The organism is Streptomyces sp. YIM 121038, from assembly GCF_006088715.1.
GTDB lineage: Bacteria > Actinomycetota > Actinomycetes > Streptomycetales > Streptomycetaceae > Streptomyces.
On sequence record NZ_CP030771.1, the window covers coordinates 8,250,076 to 8,271,555 of the forward strand.

A 21,480-nucleotide genomic window follows, 5' to 3' on the forward strand; every position below is an offset into this window, starting at 1 on the left:
GCCCGCGTCCCTCTCCGCGGCACGCGGCCCCGACCGCCCCGCAGCCCGCGTCGAGCCCATCCACGGTTGGAGAAACATGAACGTGCGACAGGCGCCGGAGTACCCCGCGTGGCCGCAGTACGACGTACAGGAGCGGGAAGGACTCGTCCGCGCCCTCGAACAGGGCCAGTGGTGGCGGATGGGCGGCAGCGAAGTCGACTCCTTCGAGCGGGAGTTCGCCGAGCACCACGGCGCCCCCCACGCCCTCGCGGTCACGAACGGCACGCACGCGCTCGAACTCGCCCTCCAGTGCATGGGCGTCGGCCCCGGCACCGAGGTCATCGTCCCGGCCTTCACCTTCATCTCCTCGTCCCAGGCGGCGCAGCGCCTCGGCGCGGTCGCCGTCCCGGTGGACGTCGACGAGGACACGTACTCCCTCGACGTGACGGCGACCGCCGCCGCCGTGACCCCCAGGACCCGGGTGATCATGCCCGTGCACATGGCGGGCTACATGGCGGACATGGACGCCCTCGCCAAGCTCTCCGCCGACACGGGCGTGCCGCTGCTCCAGGACGCCGCGCACGCCCACGGCGCCCGCTGGCGCGGCAAGCGCGTCGGCGAACTCGGCTCCGTCGCCGCGTTCAGCTTCCAGAACGGCAAGCTGATGACCGCCGGCGAGGGCGGCGCCGTCCTGTTCCCCGACACCGAGCTGTACGAGACCGCGTTCCTGCGGCACAGCTGCGGGCGGCCCCGCACCGACCGCAGGTACCTGCACGAGATCGCCGGATCCAATCTGCGGCTCAACGAGTTCTCCGCGGCGGTGCTCCGGGCCCAGCTCGGCCGCCTCGACCAGCAGGTGACCACCCGCCAGAAGCGCTGGGCGCTGCTGTCCGGACTCCTCGGCGCGATCGACGGAGTGACCCCGCAGCGCGGCGACGAGCGCACCGACTTCCCCTCCCACTACATGGCGATGTTCCGGGTCCCCGGCATCGGCGAGGAGGGGCGCAACGCCCTCGTCGACCGGCTCGTCGAGGCGGGCGTCCCGGCGTTCGCGGGCTTCCGCGCGATCTACCGCACCGCCGCCTTCTGGGAGTTCGGCGCGCCCGACGAGACCCCCGACGAGGTCGCCGAGCGCTGCCCCCGCACCGAGGCCATCAGCCAGGACTGCGTCTGGCTCCACCACCGGGTGCTGCTCGCCGACGAGCAGGCCCTGCACGAGACCGCCGCGATCGTCGCGGACGGTGTGGCCGCCATATGAGCGTCAGGACGGCCGTCGTCGGGCTCGGCTGGGCGGGCCGCGAGCTCTGGGTGCCCCGGCTGCGCGCGCACGCCGACTTCGACGTGGTGGCCGCCGTCGACTCCGGAGCCGCGGCACGCGCGGCGTTCGAGGCCCCGCCGGGCGTCCCCGTGCACCCGGCGGCGGACGCGCTCACCGCGGCGGACGTCGACCTCGCCGTCGTCGCCGTACCCAACCATCTGCACGCCGAGGTGGCGGGAGCCCTCCTCGGCAGGGGAGTCTCCGTCTTCCTGGAGAAGCCGGTGTGCCTGACCGCCGCCGAGGCCGACGCCCTGGCCGCCGCCGAACGCGCGGGCGGGGCCACGCTCCTCGCGGGCAGCGCTGCCCCCCACCGCGGCGACGTGGCGGCCCTCGCGGCCCTGGTGCCCGATCTGGGGCACGTCCGGCACGCCGAGCTGTCCTGGGTCAGGGCGCGCGGCGTCCCGAGGGCGGGCGGCTGGTTCACCCGGCGCGACGAGGCGGGCGGCGGGGTCCTCTTCGACCTCGGCTGGCACCTGTTCGACACGCTCGCCTCGCTGCTCGGCCCCGCCCCCTTCACCCAGGTCGTCGGCGTGACGTCGAGCGACTTCGTCAACGCCCCGGCCTGGGGCGCGGCCTGGCGGCGCGACCGGCCCGCCGCCGACGCCGTCGGCGACGTCGAGGACACCGCGCGGGGCTTCTTCGTCCGCGCCGACGGGATCTCCGTGGCGCTGCGCGCCGGGTGGGCGTCGCACGAGGCCCTGGACGTCACCCGGATCCAGCTCGCGGGCAGCGCGGGCACCGCCGAGCTACGCTGCACCTTCGGCTTCAGCCCCCACCGCGACCCCGAACCCGTCCTGACGCTGACCCGCGAAGGCACCACCACGCGGCTCCCGGTGCCGGACGAGCCGATCGGCGACGAGTACCGGCGGCAGCTGGACGGCCTCGCCGCCGTCCTGAAGGAACCGGGCAGCCGCGGCAGGGCCATCGCCGAGGCCCGTACGACGGTCCGCGTCATCGAGGACTTCTACGCCTCGGCCCGCTCCGCGCACCCGCGCGGCGGCGTGCCCGCGGGGCGGTGGACGGGGGAGAGCCAGTGACACCAGCGGCTTCGGGAGATCCGGCCGGCGCAGTGGACGGCATACGCGCGGCGGCCGGAGGGACGGGGCCGACGGCGACCGCGACGGACACGCTCGTCCCCGTCAGGCGCGCCGTGGTCTTCGACCTGGACGGCGTCATCGTCGACAGCTTCGCGGTGATGTACGAGGCGTTCGCCATCGCCTACAAGGAGGTCGTCGGCGAGGGCCCGGCCCCCTTCGACGAGTACCGGCGGCACCTGGGGCGCTACTTCCCGGACATCATGCGGATCATGGGCCTGCCCCTGGAGATGGAGGAGCCGTTCGTCCGCGAGAGCTATCGCCTCGCCCCCAAGGTGCCGGTCTTCGAGGGAGTCGTCGAGCTGCTCCTGACCCTGCGCGTCCGCGGGATCAAGCTCGCCGTGGCCACCGGCAAGAGCGGGCCGCGGGCGCGCTCCCTCCTCGAACAGCTGGGCCTGCTCCCGTTCTTCGCCCAGGTCCTCGGCTCGGACGAGGTGCCGAGGCCCAAGCCCGCGCCGGACATCGTGGAGCACGCCCTGCGCCTCTTGGGCGTGAGCGCCGAGGAGGCCGTCATGGTCGGTGACGCGCCGACCGACCTCGCCAGCGCCCAGGGCGCCGGAGTGACCTCGGTCGCCGCGCTGTGGGCCGTCGACGACCCGGACGAGCTGCTCGCAGCCCGGCCGGACGCCGTCCTGCACCGCCCGGCCGACCTGCTGGACCTGTGCCCGCCCGTGCCCGGCGCCTGAGGCGGGCGCACGGCATGGGCGACGGCACGGGCACGGGCATGGACACCGGTATGGACACCGGCATGGGCGACGGCGAGGCGGACGCCGCGTACCTGGGCGTCGACATCGGGGGCACCAAGGTCGCCCTCCGGGTGGAGACCGGCGACCGGTGCGTCCACGAGCGGGCGTTCTCCTGGCCCCCGCGCCACAGCGCGGCCCGCGACCTCGGCCGCCTCGCCGAGCAGGTCGCCGAGGTGCGGGCGGACCTCGGTGTCTCCTTCCGCGCGGTGGGCGTCGCGATGCCCGCCACGGTCGGCCCTGCCGAGCGCGTCACCGCCTGGCCGAGCCGCCCCGAGTGGACCGGCACGGACCTGGGCGCGGCCCTGCGCCCGCTGTTCCCCGGGGCGGCCGTCGCCTGGGCGGACGACGGCGACCTCGGCGCGCTCGCGGAGTCCCGGGCCTCGGGCTGCGCCGACCTGCTCTACCTCGGTGTCGGTACGGGCGTCGGCGGCGGCCTCGTCCTGGCGGGCGAGCCGTGCCCCGGCCTGGGCCGCGGCTCCTTCGAGGTCGGGCACATGGTCGTCGAGCTCGGCGGCCCGCGGTGCGACTGCGGCCGCCGGGGATGCCTCCAGGCCGTGGCCTCGGGTCCGGCGACGCTGCGCCGCGCGAGCCGACAGCGGGGGAGCACGGCCGCCTTCGACGACCTGGTCAAGGCCTGGGGCGACGGGCGGCCCTGGGCCGTCACCGCGCTGCGCAGGACCTGCCGGGCCCTGGCCGCCGCCGCGGTGGGCGTCCAGGAGCTGCTCCAGCCGCGCCTCGTCCGCGTCGGCGGCGGCTTCGCCGACGGCATCCCCGGATTCGCCGGGCTCGTCGCCGACCACGTCACGGAACTGGCCCGCCCCGGCAGGCCCCCGCTGCCCGTGGAGGAGGCCGCCCTCGGCGGCCTGTCCTCGCTGCACGGCGCGGTGTCCCTGGCCCGTCTGCTCGTGTGCCGTGAATTCCCTCTCCCATAAAACCGGGAAAGCGGCGGGGATTCCTTATCAGGTCGAGGGATGCTCAACCGGCCGTGACTGACCTAGGGTCCCCAAGAGCCGGACCGTATCGAGGCGTCGGCACGGAACGCGCCGCGGCGCGACGGCGTACGGGAGAAAAGAGGCCGTCGGACTTCACCGCCTCGCACGGCAATTGCCCGTCCCGTGTTCCTGTCTCACGGCGGTGGGTCGGTCGGTCCATTTTCCTTGACGCAGAAGGGGTAGACCCATGACAGCCACCACCGAGAACACGACCCAGCCGATCGACCTGCTCTCGCCGGACCTGACGGCCGACCCCTTCGCGAAGTACGCGCGGATGCGGGAACAGGCGCCGGTCCTCGCGGGCACGGTCCTGGGGTCACCGATGTGGCTCGTCACCGGCTACGACGACGTGCGCCTGGTCCTCACCGACCCGCGGTTCGTCACCGACCCGTCGTCCGTGCGCAGCGGCGACCCGGACGGCGAGCACGCGATCCTGAAGCAGCTCAACATCCCCTCCGACGTGGAGGACCTCATCGCCAAGGCGATGATGAACCTCGACGGCGCCCCGCACGCCCGGCTGCGCAAACTGGTCTCCCGCGCGTTCACCGCGCGGCGGGTGGCCGAGATGCGCCCGCGCATCGAGCAGCTCACCGCGCGGCTGCTCGACGACATGGCCGCCGCGGGCCGCGACGGCACGCCCGTCGACCTCGTGGAGTCGTTCTGCTACCCGGTGCCCATCGCCGTGATCTGCGAGCTGGTCGGCATCGACGAGGCGGACCGCCCGCAGTGGTCGGGCTGGGGGCGCGTGCTGTCCCTGATGCAGGTCGAGCACCTCCCGACCATCCTGCGCGAGTGCTCCGCACACGTCACGGACGTCATCGAGCGCCGCCGCGCCGAGCCGCGCGACGACCTGATCTCGGCGCTCGTCCAGGCCCAGGAGGACGACGGGGACCGGCTCTCCGACCGGGAGATGGTCACCCTCGTCTTCACCATGGTGACCGCCGGCCACGAGTCGACGACGTATCTGCTCGGCAACTCGGTGCTCGCCCTCCTGGAGAACCCGGACCAGCTCGCCCTGTTGCGCGAGGACCCCTCCCGCTGGCAGCCTGCGGTGCGCGAACTCATGCGCCTGGGCCCCTCCCAGTTCGCGCAGCCCCGGTACGCGGCGGAGGAGATCGAGCTGAGCGGCGTACGCATCCCGGCGGGCTCGGCGGTCACTCCGCTGCTCCTGGCCGCGAACACCGACCCGCGCAAGTACGCGGACCCCGAGCGCCTCGACGTGCACAGGGGCGCGGCGAGCCACGTCGGCTTCGGGATGGGCGCGCACCACTGCCTCGGCGCGCCGCTGGCGTACCTGGAGGCGGAGGTGGCGCTCCAGGCGCTGTTCGACCGGTTCCCCGACCTGTCCCTGGCGGTGCGGCGCGAGGAGATCCCGTGGGCCCTGAGGCCCGGCTTCACCCGGGTCGCGGAGCTTCCGCTGCGCCTGGCCTGAGCCGCCCGGCCGCGCCGGGGTCCGGCCCCGGCGCGGCGCTCGCGCGCCCGCGTGCTCCCGCGACGGCCCGTCAGCCCGCCCCGTGCGGTGCGGCGGTGGGGAGCGGGGCGTACAGCTGGTCCCGCAGGTCGTCGATCAGCTCGCGGACGCCGTCGGGGCCGCTCGCGGCGCCGAAGACGTGGTAGTCCGGGCGGACGAGCAGAGCCGTCGCCGCGCACCGGGCCAGATACGGCCGGTAGACGTCGTCGGTGTCCACCACCTCGACGGCGCCGGGCACGGTGACGTCCGGCGCGTGGCCCGCCCCGGCTCCCGGCGGCAGCAGCCGCACCACGCGGGCCGCCAGCTCATCGAGGAAGGCCAGCCGTTCCGCGTCGAGCACGGCCCCCGGCTCCTCGGTGGTCAGCAGGACGAAGCCGCGGCCCACCACGTCGTCGAACAGCCCGGCGGGGCCGCCCCGGCCCACGCGCCCCTGCGGGACGACCGCTCCCGCGGGCGCGGTCGCCGCGGGCCCCCGGTGCAGCAGCCCGCAGGGCAGCGGCTTCGCGGGCTCCGGCCCCGACGGGGCGCGGCCGCGCCGGTTGGCGAGGACCGTGGCGTCCCGCTCGGCGGCGGCCACGGGGTCGGTCACACAGATCAGCCGGCCCAGCTGGACCGAGGCCAGGATCGCCTCCTTGGCCTGCGCGCGGCGCTCCTGGGCATAGCTGTCCAGGAGGGACGCGGCCGCGCGGCCGCGCAGCGTCAGATCCAGCTTCCACGCCAGGTTGACGACGTCCCGGATGCCGGAGCACATGCCCTGCCCGGCGAAGGGCGGCATGAGATGGGCCGCGTCCCCGGCGAGCAGGACGTGCCCCACGCGCCACCGGTCGGCCCAACTGGCCTGGAAGATGTACGTGGTGCTGCGCAGCAGCGTCGCCGTGTCGGGGGTGACGCCGAACGGCGCGAGCAGCCGCCAGGCCGTCTCGTCCCTGCTGAGCTCGGCCGCGCTCTCGCCCGGCAGCCGCATGAACTCCCAGCGCCGCCGCCCCGGGCCGCTGCCCACCAGGGTGGTGGGCCTCGCCGGGTCGCAGACCTGCACGTTGGTGGGGGTGAACGCGCGCGGCTCGCGCAGCTCGACGTCGCAGAGCAGCCACTCGTAGGAGAACCCGAGGTCGGTGACGGACACGTCGAGGTGGTCGCGCACGAAGCTGTTGGCGCCGTCGCAGCCCACGACCCACCGCGCGGACAGGACGCGGGTGGAGCCGTCGCCGGTGGCGGCCGTCACCTCCACCCGCCGCTCGCCGTCGGCGATCCCCACGACCTCGTGGCCGCGCAGGACCGTGACCCCGTCGAGCGCCGCGGCCCTGGCCGCGATCAGCTCCTCCAGGGCGGGCTGGTGCATCGTGTTGGCGTCCGGCCAGCCGTAGGGGCCCGCCGTCGTGAAGGGGATGTCCAGGAGCGCCGCACCGGCGGCGGTCCGCCACTGGTAGCCGTTGGCCGGTTCGGTGATCCGGCCCAGGCCGGGGCCGATGCCGGTGGTGGCGAGGAGCCGGGCCGTCTCCCCGTCGAAGCTGGTCGCCCGGGGGAGCGGATACGGCCGCCGACGGCGCTCCAGCACGGTCACGCGCCAGCCGCGCTGGGCGAGCAGCACCGAGAGCGCGGCGCCGACCGGTCCGTTGCCCACGACGACGACGTCGGCGTCCGCGGGGTCCACAGGCACTTCGCTGGGCACTTCGCTGAACGGCGTCAAGGAAAACCTCGCACATGCGCGCTGTCGGAAGGGGTGACAATCCACCGCGCGGGAATCGACCACGGGGGAGAAATCGACCACGTGGGAACTCGGTCCCGTGGAAAACAACCGCACGGTAAATCAACCGCACGGTAAATCAACCACGCGGTAAATCGATCACGCGGAAAATCGAGGGAAATCGCTGGCACGCTATTCCACCGTGCGAAACGTGTCAAGAAGCGGAAAACCTTACCAGGTTGAGGGATGCTGCACCGGCTATTTCGGCCTTAGCCTGCCCAGGAGCCGTGCCAACGACCGTACGGCCGGACGTACTTCGTCACAGCGGATCCGCCGGTCTCCTTCAGGACCGGACGACGACACATGTCCTCGACGCCGAAGGGGAGCCCCATGACAGCCACCGCCGAGAACACGACCGAGCCGGTCGACCTGCTCTCGCCGGACCTGATCGCCGACCCGTTCGGCGCGTACGCGCGGATGCGCGAACAGGCGCCGACCCTGACCGGATCGATCATGGGCGGGCGCCCGATGTGGCTGGTCACCCGCTACGAGGACGTACGCCGGGTGCTGACCGACCCGAGGTTCCACAACAACCCGGCCTCGGTGCCGGACGCCCCGGACACCCGTACGACGATCATGCGTCAGCTCAACCTCCCCACCGACCTGGTCGACTACCTCGAAGACAAGCTGATGCAGATCGACGGCGCGGACCACCGCCGGCTGCGCGGCCTGGTCTCCAAGGCGTTCACGGCCCGGCGCGTGGCCCGGCTGCGCCCGCGGGTCGAGGAGATCACCACGGCGCTGCTCGACGGGATGGCCGACGCGGGGCGCGACGGCACCCCCGTCGACCTGTTGACCGCGTTCTGCTATCCGCTGCCGTTCACCGTGATCTGCGAGCTGGTCGGGATCGACGAGGCGGACCGCGCGCCCTGGTTCGAGTGGGGCCACTGCCTGTCCTCGCCCACGGAGCACCGCGAGCGCCTCCCGCAGGTGATGCGCGAGTGCGTCGACCACATGCTGGAGGCCATCGCGCGGCGCCGCGCCGAGCCGCGCGACGACCTGATCTCCGCGCTCATCCAGGCCCAGGAGGACGACGGCGACCGGCTCTCCGAACGGGAGATGGTCACCCTCGTCTTCACCCTGGTCATCACCGGGCACGAGACGACGACGCACCTGCTCGCCAACTCGGTGCTCGCCCTCCTGGAGAACCCGGACCAGCTGGCCCTCGTCCGGGCGGACCCGTCCCGCTGGCCGCAGGCGGTCAACGAACTCATGCGCCTGGGCCCCACCCAGTGGGGACTGCCCCGGCACCCCTCGGAGGACGTCGAGCTGGGCGGCGTGACGATCCCGGCGGGCGCCACGGTCATGCCGCTCATCCTGCCCGCCAACACCGACCCGCGCCGGTACGAGGAGCCCGAGCGCCTGGACGTCGGCCGCGGGGCCGGGCAGAGCCACCTCGGCTTCGGCCAGGGGGCGCACTACTGCCTCGGCGCGCCGCTGGCGCTCCAGGAGGCGGAGGTGGCGCTGCACGCGCTGTTCGACCGGTTCCCCGGTCTGTCCCTCGCGGTGCGGCGCGAGGAGATCCGGTGGACACTGCGGCCCGGCGTCACCCGCGTCGACACGCTGCCGCTGCGCCTGGTCTGAACGCCCGTACGCCGAACCCCCTCGCCCGGCCCGGTGCCACGGCGAGGGGGTTCGGCGTACGGACGCCCGGGGCGCGGTCAGGCGACCTTCGTCGCGCACAGGATGCCGTGGGCGATCAGCGACCCCGGCAGGGCGGTGAGGTCCTGGGCGACCGTCCTGGTGACCCGGAACCCGGCCTCCTCCAGCCACTTGCGGTACGTCGACAGCTTCTGCGGGCCGCCCTGGCCCATGGTGCAGCCGAGGAAGTAGGCGGGGAAGATGTCGACGCCGACGCTGCTGGGCTCCCTGATGTCCTCGGGGTAGACGGGCACGAGGATGTTGACCTTCCCGCCGACGTCCAGCGCCTCGCTGACGCGGCGGAGGATCGTCCGCACGTCGTCCTTGTCGAACATGTCGAGGAAGTGCTTGATCAGGACGACGTCGAACCCCTTGGGTACGCTCTCGAAGACGTCGCCGCCGATGAAGGAGCAGTGCTCCGCGACGCCCTGGGCCCGGAAGTTCGCCAGGCACTCGTCCTTCTTCTCGGGCAGGTCGAACGTGGTCACGCGCAGGCCGGGCGACGCCTTGAGGCGGTGGGCGAGGATCGCCCCGAGCCCGGTGTTCCCGGCCAGGTCGAGCACCCGCGAGCCCGGCGGGACGTGGATGTTACGGAAGAACCAGGGGTCCATGTGGGCGGTGACGTCGTCCATCATCGTCGCCCAGGACTCGCGCAGGTCCTTGTGCTCGGCCACGGCCTCGTAGAGGTTCCCCTCGAAGCCGTACAGCTTGTCCAGGCCGACGATGCTGCCCGTCCTGACGCTGTCGGTGAGGTAGAACATCTGCCGGAGCATGACGACCTTGATCATGTTCAGTACGGGGAGCACCCGCTGGAGGTCGGCCCCGGACACGCCCGCGAACGCGTCGAGGGAGTAGCCACCGGACGCCTTGTCGAAGGCGACGAAGCCCTCCTTGACCGGCAGGTGCAGGAGTTGCTCCACGGCGTCCGGCTTGGCGCCGACGGCCTCGCCGAGCTGGGCCGCGGTCATGCCGGGCCGCTCGCGCAGCGCGTCGACGAGGCCGAGTTCGAAACAGGACAGCAGGATCATGAACCGCGAGGGCCCCACCATGTACTCGCGCAGACGCGTGAACGTGGCCACTGCATTCATCGCACTCATTCCTTCGGGTCGGCTGGTCGGCTGCCACAACGTCCCGCTCCGGCACGGCTGCTCCCGTGCCCCGGACTCACTCCGGTCGCCGGGCGACGATCCTGGCGTGGTGGAGACCGGCCTTGCCCGCCGCGAAGGCGGCCAGGAGGACCTCGTCCACGAACTCGTCGACGCGCTCGCCCAGCGCGTCGGCCTGCGTGGCGAAGCCCATCAGCTTGTAGCGCCGGCGCATCTCGGCCAGCTCCGCGTCGGACGGCAACGCGCCGTTCCCGCCGAGCGCGTGCACGATCGCCGGGTCGTAGTCGGTCAGTTCGAGACCGGCGTCCCGGAGCACCCGCGCCACGTCGTCGGCCGGGTAGTCGCGCATCGCGGGTGGCGCCGAGGCCAGCAGGTCCTTCCACTTCGCGCTGCCCGAGACCTCACGGACGACCCCGAACATCCCCGCGCCGTCGCCGCGCGGCTGGGCGCCGGACCACTGGAGTACGAGGTGACCGCCCGGGCGCAGTGCGCGGGCCATCCGGCGCAGCGGCTCCTCGGCCTCGGCCAGCCAGTGCAGCACCCAGGAGGAGTGGATGAGGTCGAACTGCCCCTCGGGAAGCTGAAGTTGCTCGGCCGGGCAGACCTCGGCGCGCACGGGGAGCCCGGCGCACCGCTGCCGGGTCGCCGCCACCATGGACGGTGACGCGTCGCTGGCCCACACGTCGAAGCCCCGCTCCGCGACGGCCCGCGCGACCTCCCCGGTGCCGCAGCCGATCTCGGCGAAGGTGCCGCCCTTGTCCAGGGCGCCGCCCGCGCGTTCGAGGGCGGCGAGCGCCGTCTTGATGTGGGGCGCGTTCACCTGCGCGTAGTCCTCGGCCAGCCAGGCGTTGATCGCGGTCATCGACGAAGTCCTCTCTCAGCCGGGAAGACCGCGGCGGTCACCGCGCGAGCCGAGCGGCTCACCGCTCTCGCGCGACACCGCGGTCACGAGCGCCCGGGACACCGACGGGGGCGGAGCGCGCGGGCCCGTGGACGCGAGGCGGGCACACCAGGGGGCTCCGCCGTGCGGCGCCGGGTGGAAGGGGCGGGCTCGTTCCTCGAAGACTAGGGCGGCCCCGACCCGCTGGGCATCCCTCGGTCTGATAGGCCGCCGGGCGGCTCACTCGGTCAGGGAGAGGGCCTGGGCCGGGCAGTTGTCGACGGCCTCGCGGGCCCTGCGCACCAGGACCTCGCCCGCGGGCTCGGCGTCGAGCACGACGACCGTGCCCTCGTCCTCGCTCTGGTCGAACAGGTCCGGCTCGGTGAACACGCACTGGCCGGAGCCGACGCATTTGTCGGCATCCGCGATGATCTTCATGGTGGTTTGCCTCCGGGGCACGGTGAATTGCCTCGCGGAAGTGCCCCGTTGACCGCACGGCGCGCACGGGAGAAACTCCGTCCACGCCCCGCGCGAGACACTTCCTCTTTCCGGTGCGCCGCTCCGACCGCAGCCGGGTAACGTTACCACCGGACGTCGAACGACGGCGCCGGGTTTCAGTAATCGGCGCTCGAGATCCGGCTCCACGTGCGGGTGAGTTCGACGCGCGAGGCCACATTCATCTTGCGGAAGATCTTCTTGAGGTGGAATGCCACGGTGTGGCCGGAGATGAAGAGGCGCTCACCGACCTGGGAGTTCGTGAATCCCTGGCTCACCAGCTCGGCCACGGCCACTTCCGAATTGGTGAGAGAGCCGATCTTCACACTGTCGTGGGTGGCGTACTGCGGATAGCGGCCGCGCCGCACTCCCAGGGAACGGAGCCTGCTGACCACCCGGCGGGCATCGCGCGGGGCCGCGGACTTGGAATATCCGTCCACCGCCCGTTCGAGGATTTCCACGGCCCGGTCCCGTTCCTGACAGGTGTCCGCGAGGAGCTTTCCGGCGTCTTCCATGGCGGACGCCCCCGCCCATGCGTCCCGATGCGTTTCGGCCGCGGTGACGAGGATTTCGGGATTCTCCGCGAGGAGCCCCTCGGCATGTGTTCCCGCCGCCTCCACGGAACGGATTCCGGGGTTGCGCGCGGCGAGTTCGGACGCCTCGGCGGTCACCCGCTTGGCGAGCACCTCGTCACCCAGCTTCCGCGCCGCCCGGACGAGCCAGGCGGCGGCGGCCGGCTGCGCGGCCAGGAGCTCGAGGACGAGCTGGTCGTCCGTGATGATGCCGACGACGAGATGGGCGGCGCTCGTCGCACCGCCCTGCACCTCCAGGAGTTGGGCCGCCGCCCAGGCGCACTGGCTGGGGCGGTGGATCGTCTGCCCCAGCAGGGCGTCGTCCCGCAGCTGGTTGGCGAAGTCCGAGCTCACGCTCATGTCGCCCTGCCGGAGGGCGCTGAGCGCCATCACGGCGTGCGCCTCGGGCAGCAGACAGGTGAGGCCGAGCTGCTGGGCCTCGCGCACGCCCTTCTCCGCCAGGTCGACGGCGGTGTCGATGTCGCCCTGGGTGAAGGCGAGTTCCGCCGCGCACGTCAGGGAGGCCGCGACGAGCCCGCCGGTCTCCGCGGTGCTGACCGTCGTCTCCTCCACACCGGCGAGGACGCGCGCCCCGGCCGCGGGCTCCCGGATTCTCACCAGGAGTGCGGAGTGCCAGATCCTGGCGAGGCCGACGCAATTCCCCGAGCACCGCGGTTTTGTTTTTCCGGCTCTTTCCGCGAGGCGCAGTCCTTCTGTGAGATCGCCGCGCGACCAGGCGGAAAAGGAGAGTGTGGCCAGCTGAACGGTTTCGCAGGAGCTGTTGCGGCAGGCCCCCATGACGTAGAGGGAGGGCGGCAGCTGCAGGCGGAACGGTGAATCGAGCATCACATCTCCTGTCATTGGCCCAGCACTGGTCACTGGCTCATCACTGACGCCGCGTGGTCCGCGTGCCGCTCCGGCCGCGCCGACCACGGGAAAGGGTGCACAGGAACGCTTGCGGTTATGGCGAGCAGGCGCGCAAGGGGGCGCGCACCACCCCTATGTGACGCCTCGTCGACTACCGCGCGGCGCCGACTTCGCCGCCGCGATGCGGGCAGACATGCCGTAGGGACGGCACCGGTCGGTGCCGATGAGGAGGGGTCGGCCGGAAGGGGGAGGGGGCTCACGTTGCATCTGACATGTACCGATGATCCAACGTTAAGCCCCTGAAGTGCAGAAGCACTTCAGCGGAGATGAAGCATAATTTCAAAGCTGTGACAGGGACCCCGTGGTGTCGTCTGCGATTTGACCGGCTTTGCAGCGATCTTCCCGGGGTGCAGCTTTCCCGTGGCCCATTTCTTGCTGTGGCCAGATTCTTACCTTTGCGGCCGCGTGTGGACTTACGGGTGAGTAACCCCTGCATTCGCGCCCATCGCGCCCGGGGCGGTGTGTTGAGGGGCGGTCGGATCGCGCGAGGATAGGGGCTTTCGGGGTCTTTGCAGGATGATCTTGCTGTGGCACGGTGGGTGCCTGCGTGATCACGCCGGGGTATGCCGCCCGGGCGGGAGCGGGGTGGTGGGGCGCGCGGTGCGACCCGGCCGGGCGGGGGTGCCTCGGGTGGGGACCTCGCGGTGGCCGTGTGCGGAGTGACCGTCCAGGACGGGGTGGACCTTGTGCGTGAAGTGGCCCGCGGGGCGGCCGGGGGAGCGATGTGGCGAGCGGTGTCCTGCGGAGGCGCCAGGGGGTTCCGCGGCCGCCGGGGAGCGCGTCCGCCCCGCCGGCGGCGCGGACGGCGCGGACGGTCCCCGTGTCCGGGGCTCCTGCCGTGTCGTGGGCGCCAACTGCCCCATATATCCCGCCAGTTCACTCACGCAAAATCCAAGCCGGAAGAACAGCTACCGTTTCGGAGCAATAGCAGCCGGGTAGGTCTTCAGGTCGGATCAATAGGGGGCGGGTAGTCCAGAGCGCAGCAAGAGGAGTCGGACAGGCCAACGGTAATTCAGGAGGGAAGCGTTTTGGGAAAGCCATCCACACGCGTTCTGCTGGTCAGCAATGATGCGCGTCTGAGCACTGCCCTGCACCACCCACCGCTCCCCGCGAAGTACTTCGTCATCTCGGTGCCGACCGGCGCGCAGGCCCTGGAGAACTTCGGCGATTTCGATCTGCTGCTGCTCGACTCCTCCACCCCCGGCATGGACAGCCACGAGGTGTGCAAAAGAATCCGCAACCAGGCGTCCGTACCCATCATCATTGTCGGTGCCTGTGCCAACGAGATCGACCGCGTGCTCGCCCTGAACGCCGGAGCGGATTACTGCGTGGTGAAATCCGACTCGCTCCACGAGTTGCAGGCGAGCATGGACGCCGTCATGCGGCGCTCCTCTTCCTGTCCGGTCGGCCAGAATGCTCCGGGGCCGTCCGCCCCGGCGGGTGAGATGCTGGTCGCGGGGCCGCTGCGGCTGAATCCGCGCAATCGGGACGTGACCTTGGACGGACGGCCGGTCAGGCTGACCCCCAAGGAGTTCGACCTGCTCGCCATGCTGATGGAGGACCCCGATACCCTGCACACCCGCAAGGCCATCATCGCGCGGGTGTGGAACGAGCATTGGTTCGGCTCGACGCGGACACTGGACGTCCATATCGGGGCGCTGCGCCAGAAGCTCGGATCCTACGAATGGATCGAGACCAAACGCGGCATCGGATTCCGGCTCGGCTCCGTGCCGTCGGCCGGGGCGCGCGACTCGCCGTAACCGTCGCCTCCGCTAGGGCCTGACCCCGCCCACCTCGCCGTTCAGCCGCTGAGGGCTCCGCGGGGCGGCCGCGGTGAGATGCAGCAGGGCTTGGGCGGCCAGGCGGTAGCCGAAGGCCCCCAGGCCGACCACGACACCGCTCGCCAGCGGCGCGATCACCGATTCGTGGCGGAATCGCTCGCGGGCCCACACATTGCTGAGATGCACTTCGACCCACGGCGGCGCATAGCTCGCGAGGGCGTCACGCAGACTCCATCCCGCAATCATGAGGGCACCCGGATTGACAATGGCCCCGACCGTAGCCGGGCCGTGCCGGTGAATCGCCCCGACGAGATCGCCTTCCGAGTCGTGCTGGCGGGAGAGGACTTCCCAGCCCCGGCCGCTGACTTCTTCGGCGACCGCCGCCTCGATGTCCGCGAGCGTATCCGTGCCGTATATCTCGGGCTCGCGTCGGCCCAGCACGCCCAGATTGGGCCCGTTCAGGAGAAGGACGACACTCAAGGCGGCACCTCGCTATTTTCGGGACGCGGACGACCGGTGGACCGTGGGCCGCCTCCACCATCCCGAATCACCGTGCGGCACGCCATCATCAGAATTGATAGTTCCGAGGGCGCGCGGGGGCGCGTGCGCGCCCTACCCTGCACGAGGCGCGACGGGTCTACTAGCTTTGGTAGACCTGATACCGAGGCCAGATATGGACGCCGGTACCTATACCGCTGCCCGTACGCTCCGCGTACGCTGGGCGGCAGTTCCTGGAAGGAGCGGGGGTGGGGGATGGCTGTGGGGCAAGTGATCCGGAGTGACGGGCCGCGTGGGTACGCCTTCGCCGCACGGGAGTGCGGCGGGGAAGACGTCTTCCCGCAGGTGAATGATCTCCGTATTCCGGAGTCGTCCGCGCGCTCGCGACCGGCGGCCGAATTCGAGGCCAGAAATGGTGAACGCGGGCCGAATGCGCACGAGAGACCGCACGTCCGCGCCGCCGCCCCGCTGAGCTGACGGACCGGCGGATCGCGCTGGTGCACGACCGCTCCACGCGACCGTTCCCCACAGACCAGGGCCGGGTGCGCCCCCCGTCGTACCCGGCCCTCCACTGATCCCTTCGCGGCCGTCGCCGCCCCCGCGCGAGGCAGGTCACCGCGGGCCCCCGCGCAACCACAGTCCTGGAACCGCAAGTTCAGCGCGACAACCGGAACCGCTAGCCCGGAAGGTGAGGATGAGCATGGTCGACAAAGGCACTCCCAATGTTTTCCTGAGCGGCGGCTCTCGCTCGTTGATCACGGACGAGGACCGACTGCACTATCTGCCGGACCTCGGCGTGGACAAGGTCAAGGTGCTGTGCGGCAACCGCTACGAACACTTCGTGGCCAGCTCCGAGACGACCCGCGTCGACGACCGCGAGCTGCGCGTCTTCGTGTGGACCCAGCGCACGTACGTCGCGGAGTGAGGCGGCGGCCCCTCCCTTCCCGGCCCTCTTTCCGGACAGGGCCGGGGGGAGGGCCCGTCGCCTGCCGCGCGCTTGTCCGGGCGGTTGTCGGTGTGTCAGATTTCGGTGGCGCGTACGCGCGCATCCTGTGACCGACCTGTGCACATCAGACAGAGCGAAGGGACGTAATGAGCACCGAGACGCTGGAGTTCCAGGCAGAAGCGCGGCAGCTCCTCCAGTTGATGGTCCACTCGATCTATTCGAACAAGGACATCTTCCTGCGCGAGCTCATCTCCAACGCCTCCGACGCCCTCGACAAACGGCGTCTCGCGGGCCTGACCGACGAGGCGCTGCGGGCCGACGACCTGCACATCGAGATCGAGGCGGACAGCGAGGCCCGCACCCTGACCGTGCGGGACAACGGCATCGGCATGTCCCGCGAGGACGTGGTGGGGCTGATCGGCACCATCGCCAGGTCCGGCACGGCCGAGACCCTGCGCCGTCTCAAGGCGAACAAGGAGAACAGCGAGAACGCGGAGTCGGCCGAGCTGATCGGCCAGTTCGGCGTCGGCTTCTACTCCGTGTTCATGGTCGCGGACAAGGTCAGCCTGCTCACGCGCGCGGCCGGTGCGCAGGGCGGCGTCCGCTGGGAGTCGGACGGCGACGGCACGTACACCATCGAGACCGTCGAGGACGCGCCGGAAGGCACCGCGGTCACCGTCCACCTGCGTCCCGCCGACGAAGAGGACGCGCTGTACGACTACGCGGACGACCGGAAGATCCGGGAGATCGTCAAGCGGTACTCGGACTTCATCTCGTTCCCCATCCGGATGGGCGACGAGACCCTCAACTCGATGAAGGCGCTCTGGGCGCGGCCGCGCTCCGAGGTCAAGGACGAGGAGTACCGGGAGTTCTACCGGCACGTCAGCCACGACTGGGCGGACCCGCTCGACGTCATCCAGATGCGGGCGGAGGGCACCTTCGAGTACGAGGCCCTGCTCTTCATCCCGTCGCGCGCCCCGCACGACCTCTTCCAGCGCGACGCCCGGCACGGCGTCCAGCTGTACGTCAAGCGCGTGTTCATCATGGACGACACCCGCGAGCTGCTGCCCGACCACCTCCGCTTCGTCAAGGGAGTCGTGGACGCGGCCGACCTGTCCCTGAACATCTCCCGCGAGATCCTCCAGCAGGACCGGCACATCCAGCTGATCCGCCGCCGGCTGGCGAAGAAGGTCCTGTCCACCGTCAAGGACCTCATGAAGAACGACGCGGAGAAGTACCGCACGTTCTGGCGGGAGTTCGGCCCCGCCGTCAAGGAGGGCCTGCTCGACGGGTCCGAGGACCACAAGGCGATCCTCGACATCGCGTCCTTCTCCTCCACCGCGGGCGAGGAGCCCACCACCCTGGCCGACTACATCGCCCGGATGAAGGACGGCCAGGACAAGATCTACTTCATGACCGGCGAGAGCCGCGCACAGGTCGAGAACTCCCCGCACCTGGAGGCCTTCCGGGCCAAGGACTACGAGGTCCTGCTGCTCACCGACCCGGTGGACGAGATCTGGGTCGAGGGAGTGCGGGAGTACGACGGCAAGGAGTTCCAGTCCGTCACGCGGGGCGCGGTCGACCTGCCCGCCGACGAGGAGCTGTCGGAGGAGGAGTCCGGGACCTACGCGCCGCTGCTCGGCTGGCTCAAGGAGACCCTCGACGACGTGAAGGACGTCCGGCTGACCACCCGCCTCACCAGCTCGCCCGCGTGCCTGGTCAGTGACGCCGAGGGGCTCACGCCGACGCTGGAGAAGATGTACAAGGCGATGGGCCAGGAGATCCCGCCGGTCAAGCGCATCCTGGAGCTGAACCCCGAGCACCCGCTGGTCACCGGGCTCAGGGCCGCGCACGAGCAGCGTGCCGACGCCCCCGAGCTGACCGAGACGGCCGAGCTCCTCTACGGCACCGCCCTGCTCGCCGAAGGGGGCGACCTGGCGGACCCGGCGCGCTTCGCCAAGCTGCTCGCGGACCGCCTCGCCAGGACGGTGTGAGCCACCCCTAGGAGACGAGGGGTGCGGGCTTCACGTGGTGTTAACTGTACGTAGCTAGATCGTACTTGACCGTAATCGTCGGACGGTGATTGGCTGCTTGCTCCCCGTCATCGACGCGAGAGCAAGCCATGACCTCTGAGAGTTCAGACCTGCTCGCACCCCTCGATCTCGCCTTCTGGAGCATCGAGTCCGCCGAACACCCCATGCACCTGGGGGCCCTGGGCGTCTTCGCTGCCGACTCGCCGTCGGCCGCCGAGCACGCCGCCGAGCTGCTCGCCGCGCGCGCCGCCGCCGTACCGGGCCTGCGCCTGCGCATCCGGCAGGTGCTGCTGCCCCTCGGCGGCGCCGCGCGGCACCCCGCGCCCGGCTTCGACCCGCTGGACCACGTGCGGCTCGCCGCGCCCGTACGGGACTTCCACGCGGCGGCGGGCGCGCTGCTCCAGCGGCCCCTCGACCGGGACCGGCCGCCGTGGGAGGCGCATGTGCTGCCCGGCGCGGACGGCCGGGCCTTCGCCGTGCTCTTCAAGTTCCACCACGCGCTCGCGGACGGACTGCGGGCCCTCACGCTCGCGGCCGCGGTCATGGACCCGGCCGCGCGCGCCGAGCCCCCGGCCGCCCGTGCCCAGCCCCCGGCCGCGCCTGCCGGGCCCCCCGCCGAGCCCCCGGCCGCCCCCGCCGAGCGCCCCGCGCCGCGGCCGCCGTGGTGGCGCGCCCTCGATCCGCGCGCACTGCCCTGCCTGGCCGCCGCGGCGCCGGGCCTCGCGGCCGCCGTACCGGGCCGGGCCGCCGGGACCCTACGGGCCGGCGCCGGGTCCTTGCGCTCCGCCGCCGGTGACGTCGGCCGAGCCCTCGGCATCGGCGCGTCGGTCGCCCGCGCGACCTGGGGGACGCGCTCCTGCGCCGCCCTCACCTCCCGGCCCACCGGCACGCGCCGCACCGAGGGCGTCCTGCTCGACCTCGACGACGTACACCGCGTACGCAAGACCGCGGGCGGCACCGTCAACGACGTCCTGATCGCCGTCGTCGCCGGGGCCCTGCGGCGCTGGCTCGACGAGCGCGGCGACGGCAGCGCGGGCGTCGCGCCGCGCGCCCTCGTCCCCGTGTCGCGCCGGCGCCCGCGCACCGCCCATCCCCAGGGCAACCGCCTCTCCGGCTATCTGGTCCGGCTGCCCGTGGACGACCCCGCCCCGCTGGCGCGCCTGGCCGCCGTGCGCGCCGCCATGGACCGCAACAAGGACGCGGGGCCCCTGCGCGGGGCCGGTGCCGTCGCGCTGCTCGCCGACCACGTGCCCCCGCTCGGGCACCGCGTCGGCGGCCCGGCCGTCGCCCACGCCGCCCGGCTGCTCTTCGACGTCCTGGTCACCAGCGTGCCCCTGCCGAGCCTCGGCCTCGCCCTGGGCGGCTGCCCGCTCACCGAGGTCTACCCCTTCGCCCCGCTCGCGCGCGGCCAGGCCCTGGCCGTCGCGGTCTCCACCTACCGGGGTCACGTGCACTACGGCCTCGTCGCCGACGCGGCGGCCGTGCCGGACCTGGAGCGGCTCGCGGCCTGCGTCCGCGCGGAGCTCGCCGGGCTCGTGGCCGCCTGCGACGACCGAACGAGTTTGATACCGGGCCCCCGCGCTACGTAAAGTTCCGCTTTTGGAGCATCCGCGGTCGATCCCAGACGGGCCGCGGCACGAGCGCGATGAGGAACGACAGCGGCGATGACGGTCACAGACGAGAGCCAGCAGGAAGGCACCGGCGCCGTCGCCGGGGCCGACGCGTACGGTCCGGGCATCGACCCCGAGCGTCTCGCCGTCTGCCTCAGCGTGCTCGAGGAGCTCGACGAGCTGGAGGTCGACCACCCCGACGCGATCACCGTGCGCCGTGCCACGGCCGGGATCTACCGCACCGTGAAGCAGCGCCGCCGCCAGGAGCGCCGGGCCGCGAAGACCGCCCACGACAAGGCCGTCACGGAAGCCACCGCCACCGGCTCCGCACAGCGCATCGACGACGAGACCGAGGGCATCCTGCCGTCGTCGGTCACCGAGGCGGGCAAGATCGCGGGGATACTCCAGCGCCCCCGCTCCTGCTACACCTGCAAGGCGCGGTACGTCGAGGTCGACTACTTCTACCACCAGCTCTGTCCCGAGTGCGCCGCCCTGAACCGCGCCAAGCGCGACGCCAGTGCCGACCTCACGGGCAAGAGCGCGCTGCTCACCGGCGGCCGCGCCAAGATCGGCATGTACATCGCGCTGCGGCTGCTGCGTGACGGTGCCCACACCACGATCACCACGCGGTTCCCCAAGGACGCCATCCGCCGGTTCAAGGCCATGGAGGACTCGGCGGACTGGATCGACCGCCTGGAGGTCGTCGGCATCGACCTGCGCGACCCGGCCCAGGCCGTCGCCCTGGCCGAGCAGGTCGCCGAGCGGGGCCCGCTGGACATCCTGATCAACAACGCCACCCAGACCGTGCGCCGGCTGCCCTCCGCCTACGCCGCGCTCGTCGAGGGCGAGAGCGCCCCGCTGCCCGCCGGTGAGCTCCCCGCCCACCACGTGATCGGCGCCTTCAACTCCGGCGCGGTGGACGGCCTCGCCGCGCTGCCCGTCGGGGTCACGGGGCTCGACGCGCAGAAGGTCGCCGACCTCGCCCTGGTCGCGGGCAACGCCAGCGTCGAGCGGCACCGCGACGGCAGCGCCATCGACGCGGGCGGCCTGGTGCCGGACGTCGTGGACAGCAACACCTGGGTGCAGTCCATCGAGCAGATCTCTCCCGTGGAGCTCCTCGAGACGCAGCTGTGCAACTACACGGCGCCGTTCATCCTCATCAGCAAGCTGCGCGCGGTGATGGCCGAGGCCGCGCGCAAGGCGCCGAGCAAGCGCGCGTACGTCGTCAACGTCTCCGCGATGGAGGGCGTGTTCGGCCGCGGCTACAAGGGCGCGGGTCACCCCAACACCAACGCCGCGAAGGCCGCCATGAACATGGTGACGCGGACCAGCGCCCAGGAGATGTTCCAGAGCGACGGCATCCTCATGACCTCCGTCGACACCGGCTGGATCACCGACGAGCGCCCCCACTACGACAAGCTGCGCCTGGCCGAGGAGGGCTTCCACGCCCCGCTCGACCTGGTCGACGGCGCGGCCCGCGTCTACGACCCGGTCGTGCGCGGTGAGGCGGGCGACGACGTGTACGGCGTCTTCCTGAAGGACTACGCGCCCGGCAAGTGGTGACCACGCGCCACGCGCCACGTGTCACGCACCCCGTACCGCGCACCCCGTACCGCGCGTCCACCGCGTGACGCACCGCGCGCCCGC

At 72.1% G+C, this 21,480-nt stretch carries 17 protein-coding genes; 11 read left to right on the forward strand and 6 right to left on the reverse strand.

Going from position 1 to position 21,480, the window contains the following annotated elements; genetic code table 11:
- Positions 1-76 precede the first annotated feature (76 nt).
- From rifK to C9F11_RS34590, 5 genes are all read left to right on the forward strand, one after another.
- A complete protein-coding gene (gene rifK / locus C9F11_RS34570) occupies positions 77-1,237 on the forward strand; it encodes a 3-amino-5-hydroxybenzoate synthase (RefSeq protein WP_138963151.1) in 1,161 nt (386 codons plus the stop codon).
- Positions 1,234-2,334, forward strand: coding sequence for a Gfo/Idh/MocA family oxidoreductase (locus tag C9F11_RS34575; protein WP_138963153.1), 1,101 nt, complete (start codon positions 1,234-1,236; stop codon positions 2,332-2,334). Before rifK ends, C9F11_RS34575 begins: the two co-directional genes overlap by 4 nt.
- Before the next feature lie 113 nt (positions 2,335-2,447).
- The gene (locus C9F11_RS34580; RefSeq protein ID WP_249402259.1) at positions 2,448-3,077 is read left to right on the forward strand and encodes an HAD-IA family hydrolase; all 630 of its coding nucleotides are present in this window, start codon (positions 2,448-2,450) and stop codon (positions 3,075-3,077) included.
- Positions 3,078-3,091: 14 nt separating this feature from the next.
- A complete protein-coding gene (locus C9F11_RS34585) occupies positions 3,092-4,069 on the forward strand; it encodes an ROK family protein (protein WP_249401999.1) in 978 nt (325 codons plus the stop codon).
- A 247-nt stretch (positions 4,070-4,316) separates the two neighbouring features.
- A complete protein-coding gene (locus C9F11_RS34590; RefSeq protein ID WP_138963155.1) occupies positions 4,317-5,561 on the forward strand; it encodes a cytochrome P450 in 1,245 nt (414 codons plus the stop codon).
- A 70-nt stretch (positions 5,562-5,631) separates the two neighbouring features.
- Here the strand turns inward: C9F11_RS34590 and C9F11_RS34595 are convergent, their stop codons facing one another.
- On the reverse strand, positions 5,632-7,257 hold the full coding sequence (locus C9F11_RS34595) for a bifunctional 3-(3-hydroxy-phenyl)propionate/3-hydroxycinnamic acid hydroxylase (RefSeq protein WP_212767855.1): 1,626 nt from the start codon (positions 7,255-7,257) through the stop codon (positions 5,632-5,634).
- 417 nt (positions 7,258-7,674) lie between these two features.
- On the opposite strand from C9F11_RS34595, the gene C9F11_RS34600 reads away from it, so the two are divergent.
- Complete coding sequence (locus C9F11_RS34600; protein ID WP_138963157.1) at positions 7,675-8,928, forward strand: cytochrome P450; 1,254 nt, start codon at positions 7,675-7,677, stop codon at positions 8,926-8,928.
- A gap of 77 nt (positions 8,929-9,005) precedes the next feature.
- On the opposite strand, the gene C9F11_RS34605 is transcribed toward C9F11_RS34600, so the two are convergent.
- The 4 genes from C9F11_RS34605 to C9F11_RS34620 all read right to left on the reverse strand — a co-directional run bounded on the left by C9F11_RS34605 (position 9,006) and on the right by C9F11_RS34620 (position 12,656).
- Positions 9,006-10,073 carry an acetylserotonin O-methyltransferase gene (locus C9F11_RS34605; protein ID WP_249402000.1) on the reverse strand — a complete coding sequence of 356 codons (1,068 nt, stop codon included), beginning with the start codon at positions 10,071-10,073 and terminating at the stop codon, positions 9,006-9,008.
- A gap of 76 nt (positions 10,074-10,149) precedes the next feature.
- A complete protein-coding gene (locus tag C9F11_RS34610; protein WP_138963159.1) occupies positions 10,150-10,953 on the reverse strand; it encodes a class I SAM-dependent methyltransferase in 804 nt (267 codons plus the stop codon).
- 258 nt (positions 10,954-11,211) lie between these two features.
- On the reverse strand, positions 11,212-11,409 hold the full coding sequence (locus tag C9F11_RS34615) for a ferredoxin (RefSeq protein ID WP_138963161.1): 198 nt from the start codon (positions 11,407-11,409) through the stop codon (positions 11,212-11,214).
- A 176-nt stretch (positions 11,410-11,585) separates the two neighbouring features.
- Entirely contained in the window at positions 11,586-12,656 is a 1,071-nt protein-coding gene (locus tag C9F11_RS34620) for a LuxR C-terminal-related transcriptional regulator (protein WP_138963163.1), read from the reverse strand.
- 1,337 nt (positions 12,657-13,993) lie between these two features.
- On the opposite strand from C9F11_RS34620, the gene C9F11_RS34625 reads away from it, so the two are divergent.
- Positions 13,994-14,725, forward strand: a complete 732-nt coding sequence (locus C9F11_RS34625) for a response regulator transcription factor (protein ID WP_138963165.1) — start codon at positions 13,994-13,996, stop codon at positions 14,723-14,725.
- A 12-nt stretch (positions 14,726-14,737) separates the two neighbouring features.
- Here the strand turns inward: C9F11_RS34625 and C9F11_RS34630 are convergent, their stop codons facing one another.
- Complete coding sequence (locus tag C9F11_RS34630; protein WP_138963167.1) at positions 14,738-15,226, reverse strand: type II 3-dehydroquinate dehydratase; 489 nt, start codon at positions 15,224-15,226, stop codon at positions 14,738-14,740.
- A gap of 718 nt (positions 15,227-15,944) precedes the next feature.
- On the opposite strand from C9F11_RS34630, the gene C9F11_RS34635 reads away from it, so the two are divergent.
- The 4 genes from C9F11_RS34635 to C9F11_RS34650 all read left to right on the forward strand — a co-directional run bounded on the left by C9F11_RS34635 (position 15,945) and on the right by C9F11_RS34650 (position 21,396).
- Complete coding sequence (locus tag C9F11_RS34635) at positions 15,945-16,169, forward strand: DUF5988 family protein (RefSeq protein ID WP_138963169.1); 225 nt, start codon at positions 15,945-15,947, stop codon at positions 16,167-16,169.
- 167 nt (positions 16,170-16,336) lie between these two features.
- The gene (htpG, locus tag C9F11_RS34640) at positions 16,337-18,184 is read left to right on the forward strand and encodes a molecular chaperone HtpG (protein ID WP_138963170.1); all 1,848 of its coding nucleotides are present in this window, start codon (positions 16,337-16,339) and stop codon (positions 18,182-18,184) included.
- Between the two features lie 128 nt (positions 18,185-18,312).
- Complete coding sequence (locus tag C9F11_RS34645; RefSeq protein ID WP_138963172.1) at positions 18,313-19,812, forward strand: wax ester/triacylglycerol synthase family O-acyltransferase; 1,500 nt, start codon at positions 18,313-18,315, stop codon at positions 19,810-19,812.
- 75 nt (positions 19,813-19,887) lie between these two features.
- Positions 19,888-21,396: an SDR family NAD(P)-dependent oxidoreductase gene (locus C9F11_RS34650; protein WP_138963174.1), complete on the forward strand. Its 1,509-nt coding sequence runs from the start codon at positions 19,888-19,890 to the stop codon at positions 21,394-21,396.
- Positions 21,397-21,480 lie beyond the last annotated feature (84 nt).

Excerpts from the sequence above, each read along its gene's own strand:
- C9F11_RS34610 (WP_138963159.1), bottom strand. The coding sequence starts at position 10,953 with ATGACCGCGATCAACGCCTGGCTGGCCGAGGACTACGCGCAGGTGAAC.
- rifK (WP_138963151.1), top strand. The coding sequence starts at position 77 with ATGAACGTGCGACAGGCGCCGGAGTACCCCGCGTGGCCGCAGTACGAC.
- C9F11_RS34585 (WP_249401999.1), top strand. The coding sequence starts at position 3,092 with ATGGGCGACGGCACGGGCACGGGCATGGACACCGGTATGGACACCGGC.
- C9F11_RS34650 (WP_138963174.1), top strand. The coding sequence starts at position 19,888 with ATGACGGTCACAGACGAGAGCCAGCAGGAAGGCACCGGCGCCGTCGCC.
- C9F11_RS34635 (WP_138963169.1), top strand. The coding sequence starts at position 15,945 with ATGGTCGACAAAGGCACTCCCAATGTTTTCCTGAGCGGCGGCTCTCGC.
- C9F11_RS34605 (WP_249402000.1), bottom strand. The coding sequence starts at position 10,073 with ATGAATGCAGTGGCCACGTTCACGCGTCTGCGCGAGTACATGGTGGGG.
- C9F11_RS34575 (WP_138963153.1), top strand. The coding sequence starts at position 1,234 with ATGAGCGTCAGGACGGCCGTCGTCGGGCTCGGCTGGGCGGGCCGCGAG.
- htpG (WP_138963170.1), top strand. The coding sequence starts at position 16,337 with ATGAGCACCGAGACGCTGGAGTTCCAGGCAGAAGCGCGGCAGCTCCTC.
- C9F11_RS34590 (WP_138963155.1), top strand. The coding sequence starts at position 4,317 with ATGACAGCCACCACCGAGAACACGACCCAGCCGATCGACCTGCTCTCG.
- C9F11_RS34615 (WP_138963161.1), bottom strand. The coding sequence starts at position 11,409 with ATGAAGATCATCGCGGATGCCGACAAATGCGTCGGCTCCGGCCAGTGC.
- C9F11_RS34600 (WP_138963157.1), top strand. The coding sequence starts at position 7,675 with ATGACAGCCACCGCCGAGAACACGACCGAGCCGGTCGACCTGCTCTCG.
- C9F11_RS34645 (WP_138963172.1), top strand. The coding sequence starts at position 18,313 with ATGACCTCTGAGAGTTCAGACCTGCTCGCACCCCTCGATCTCGCCTTC.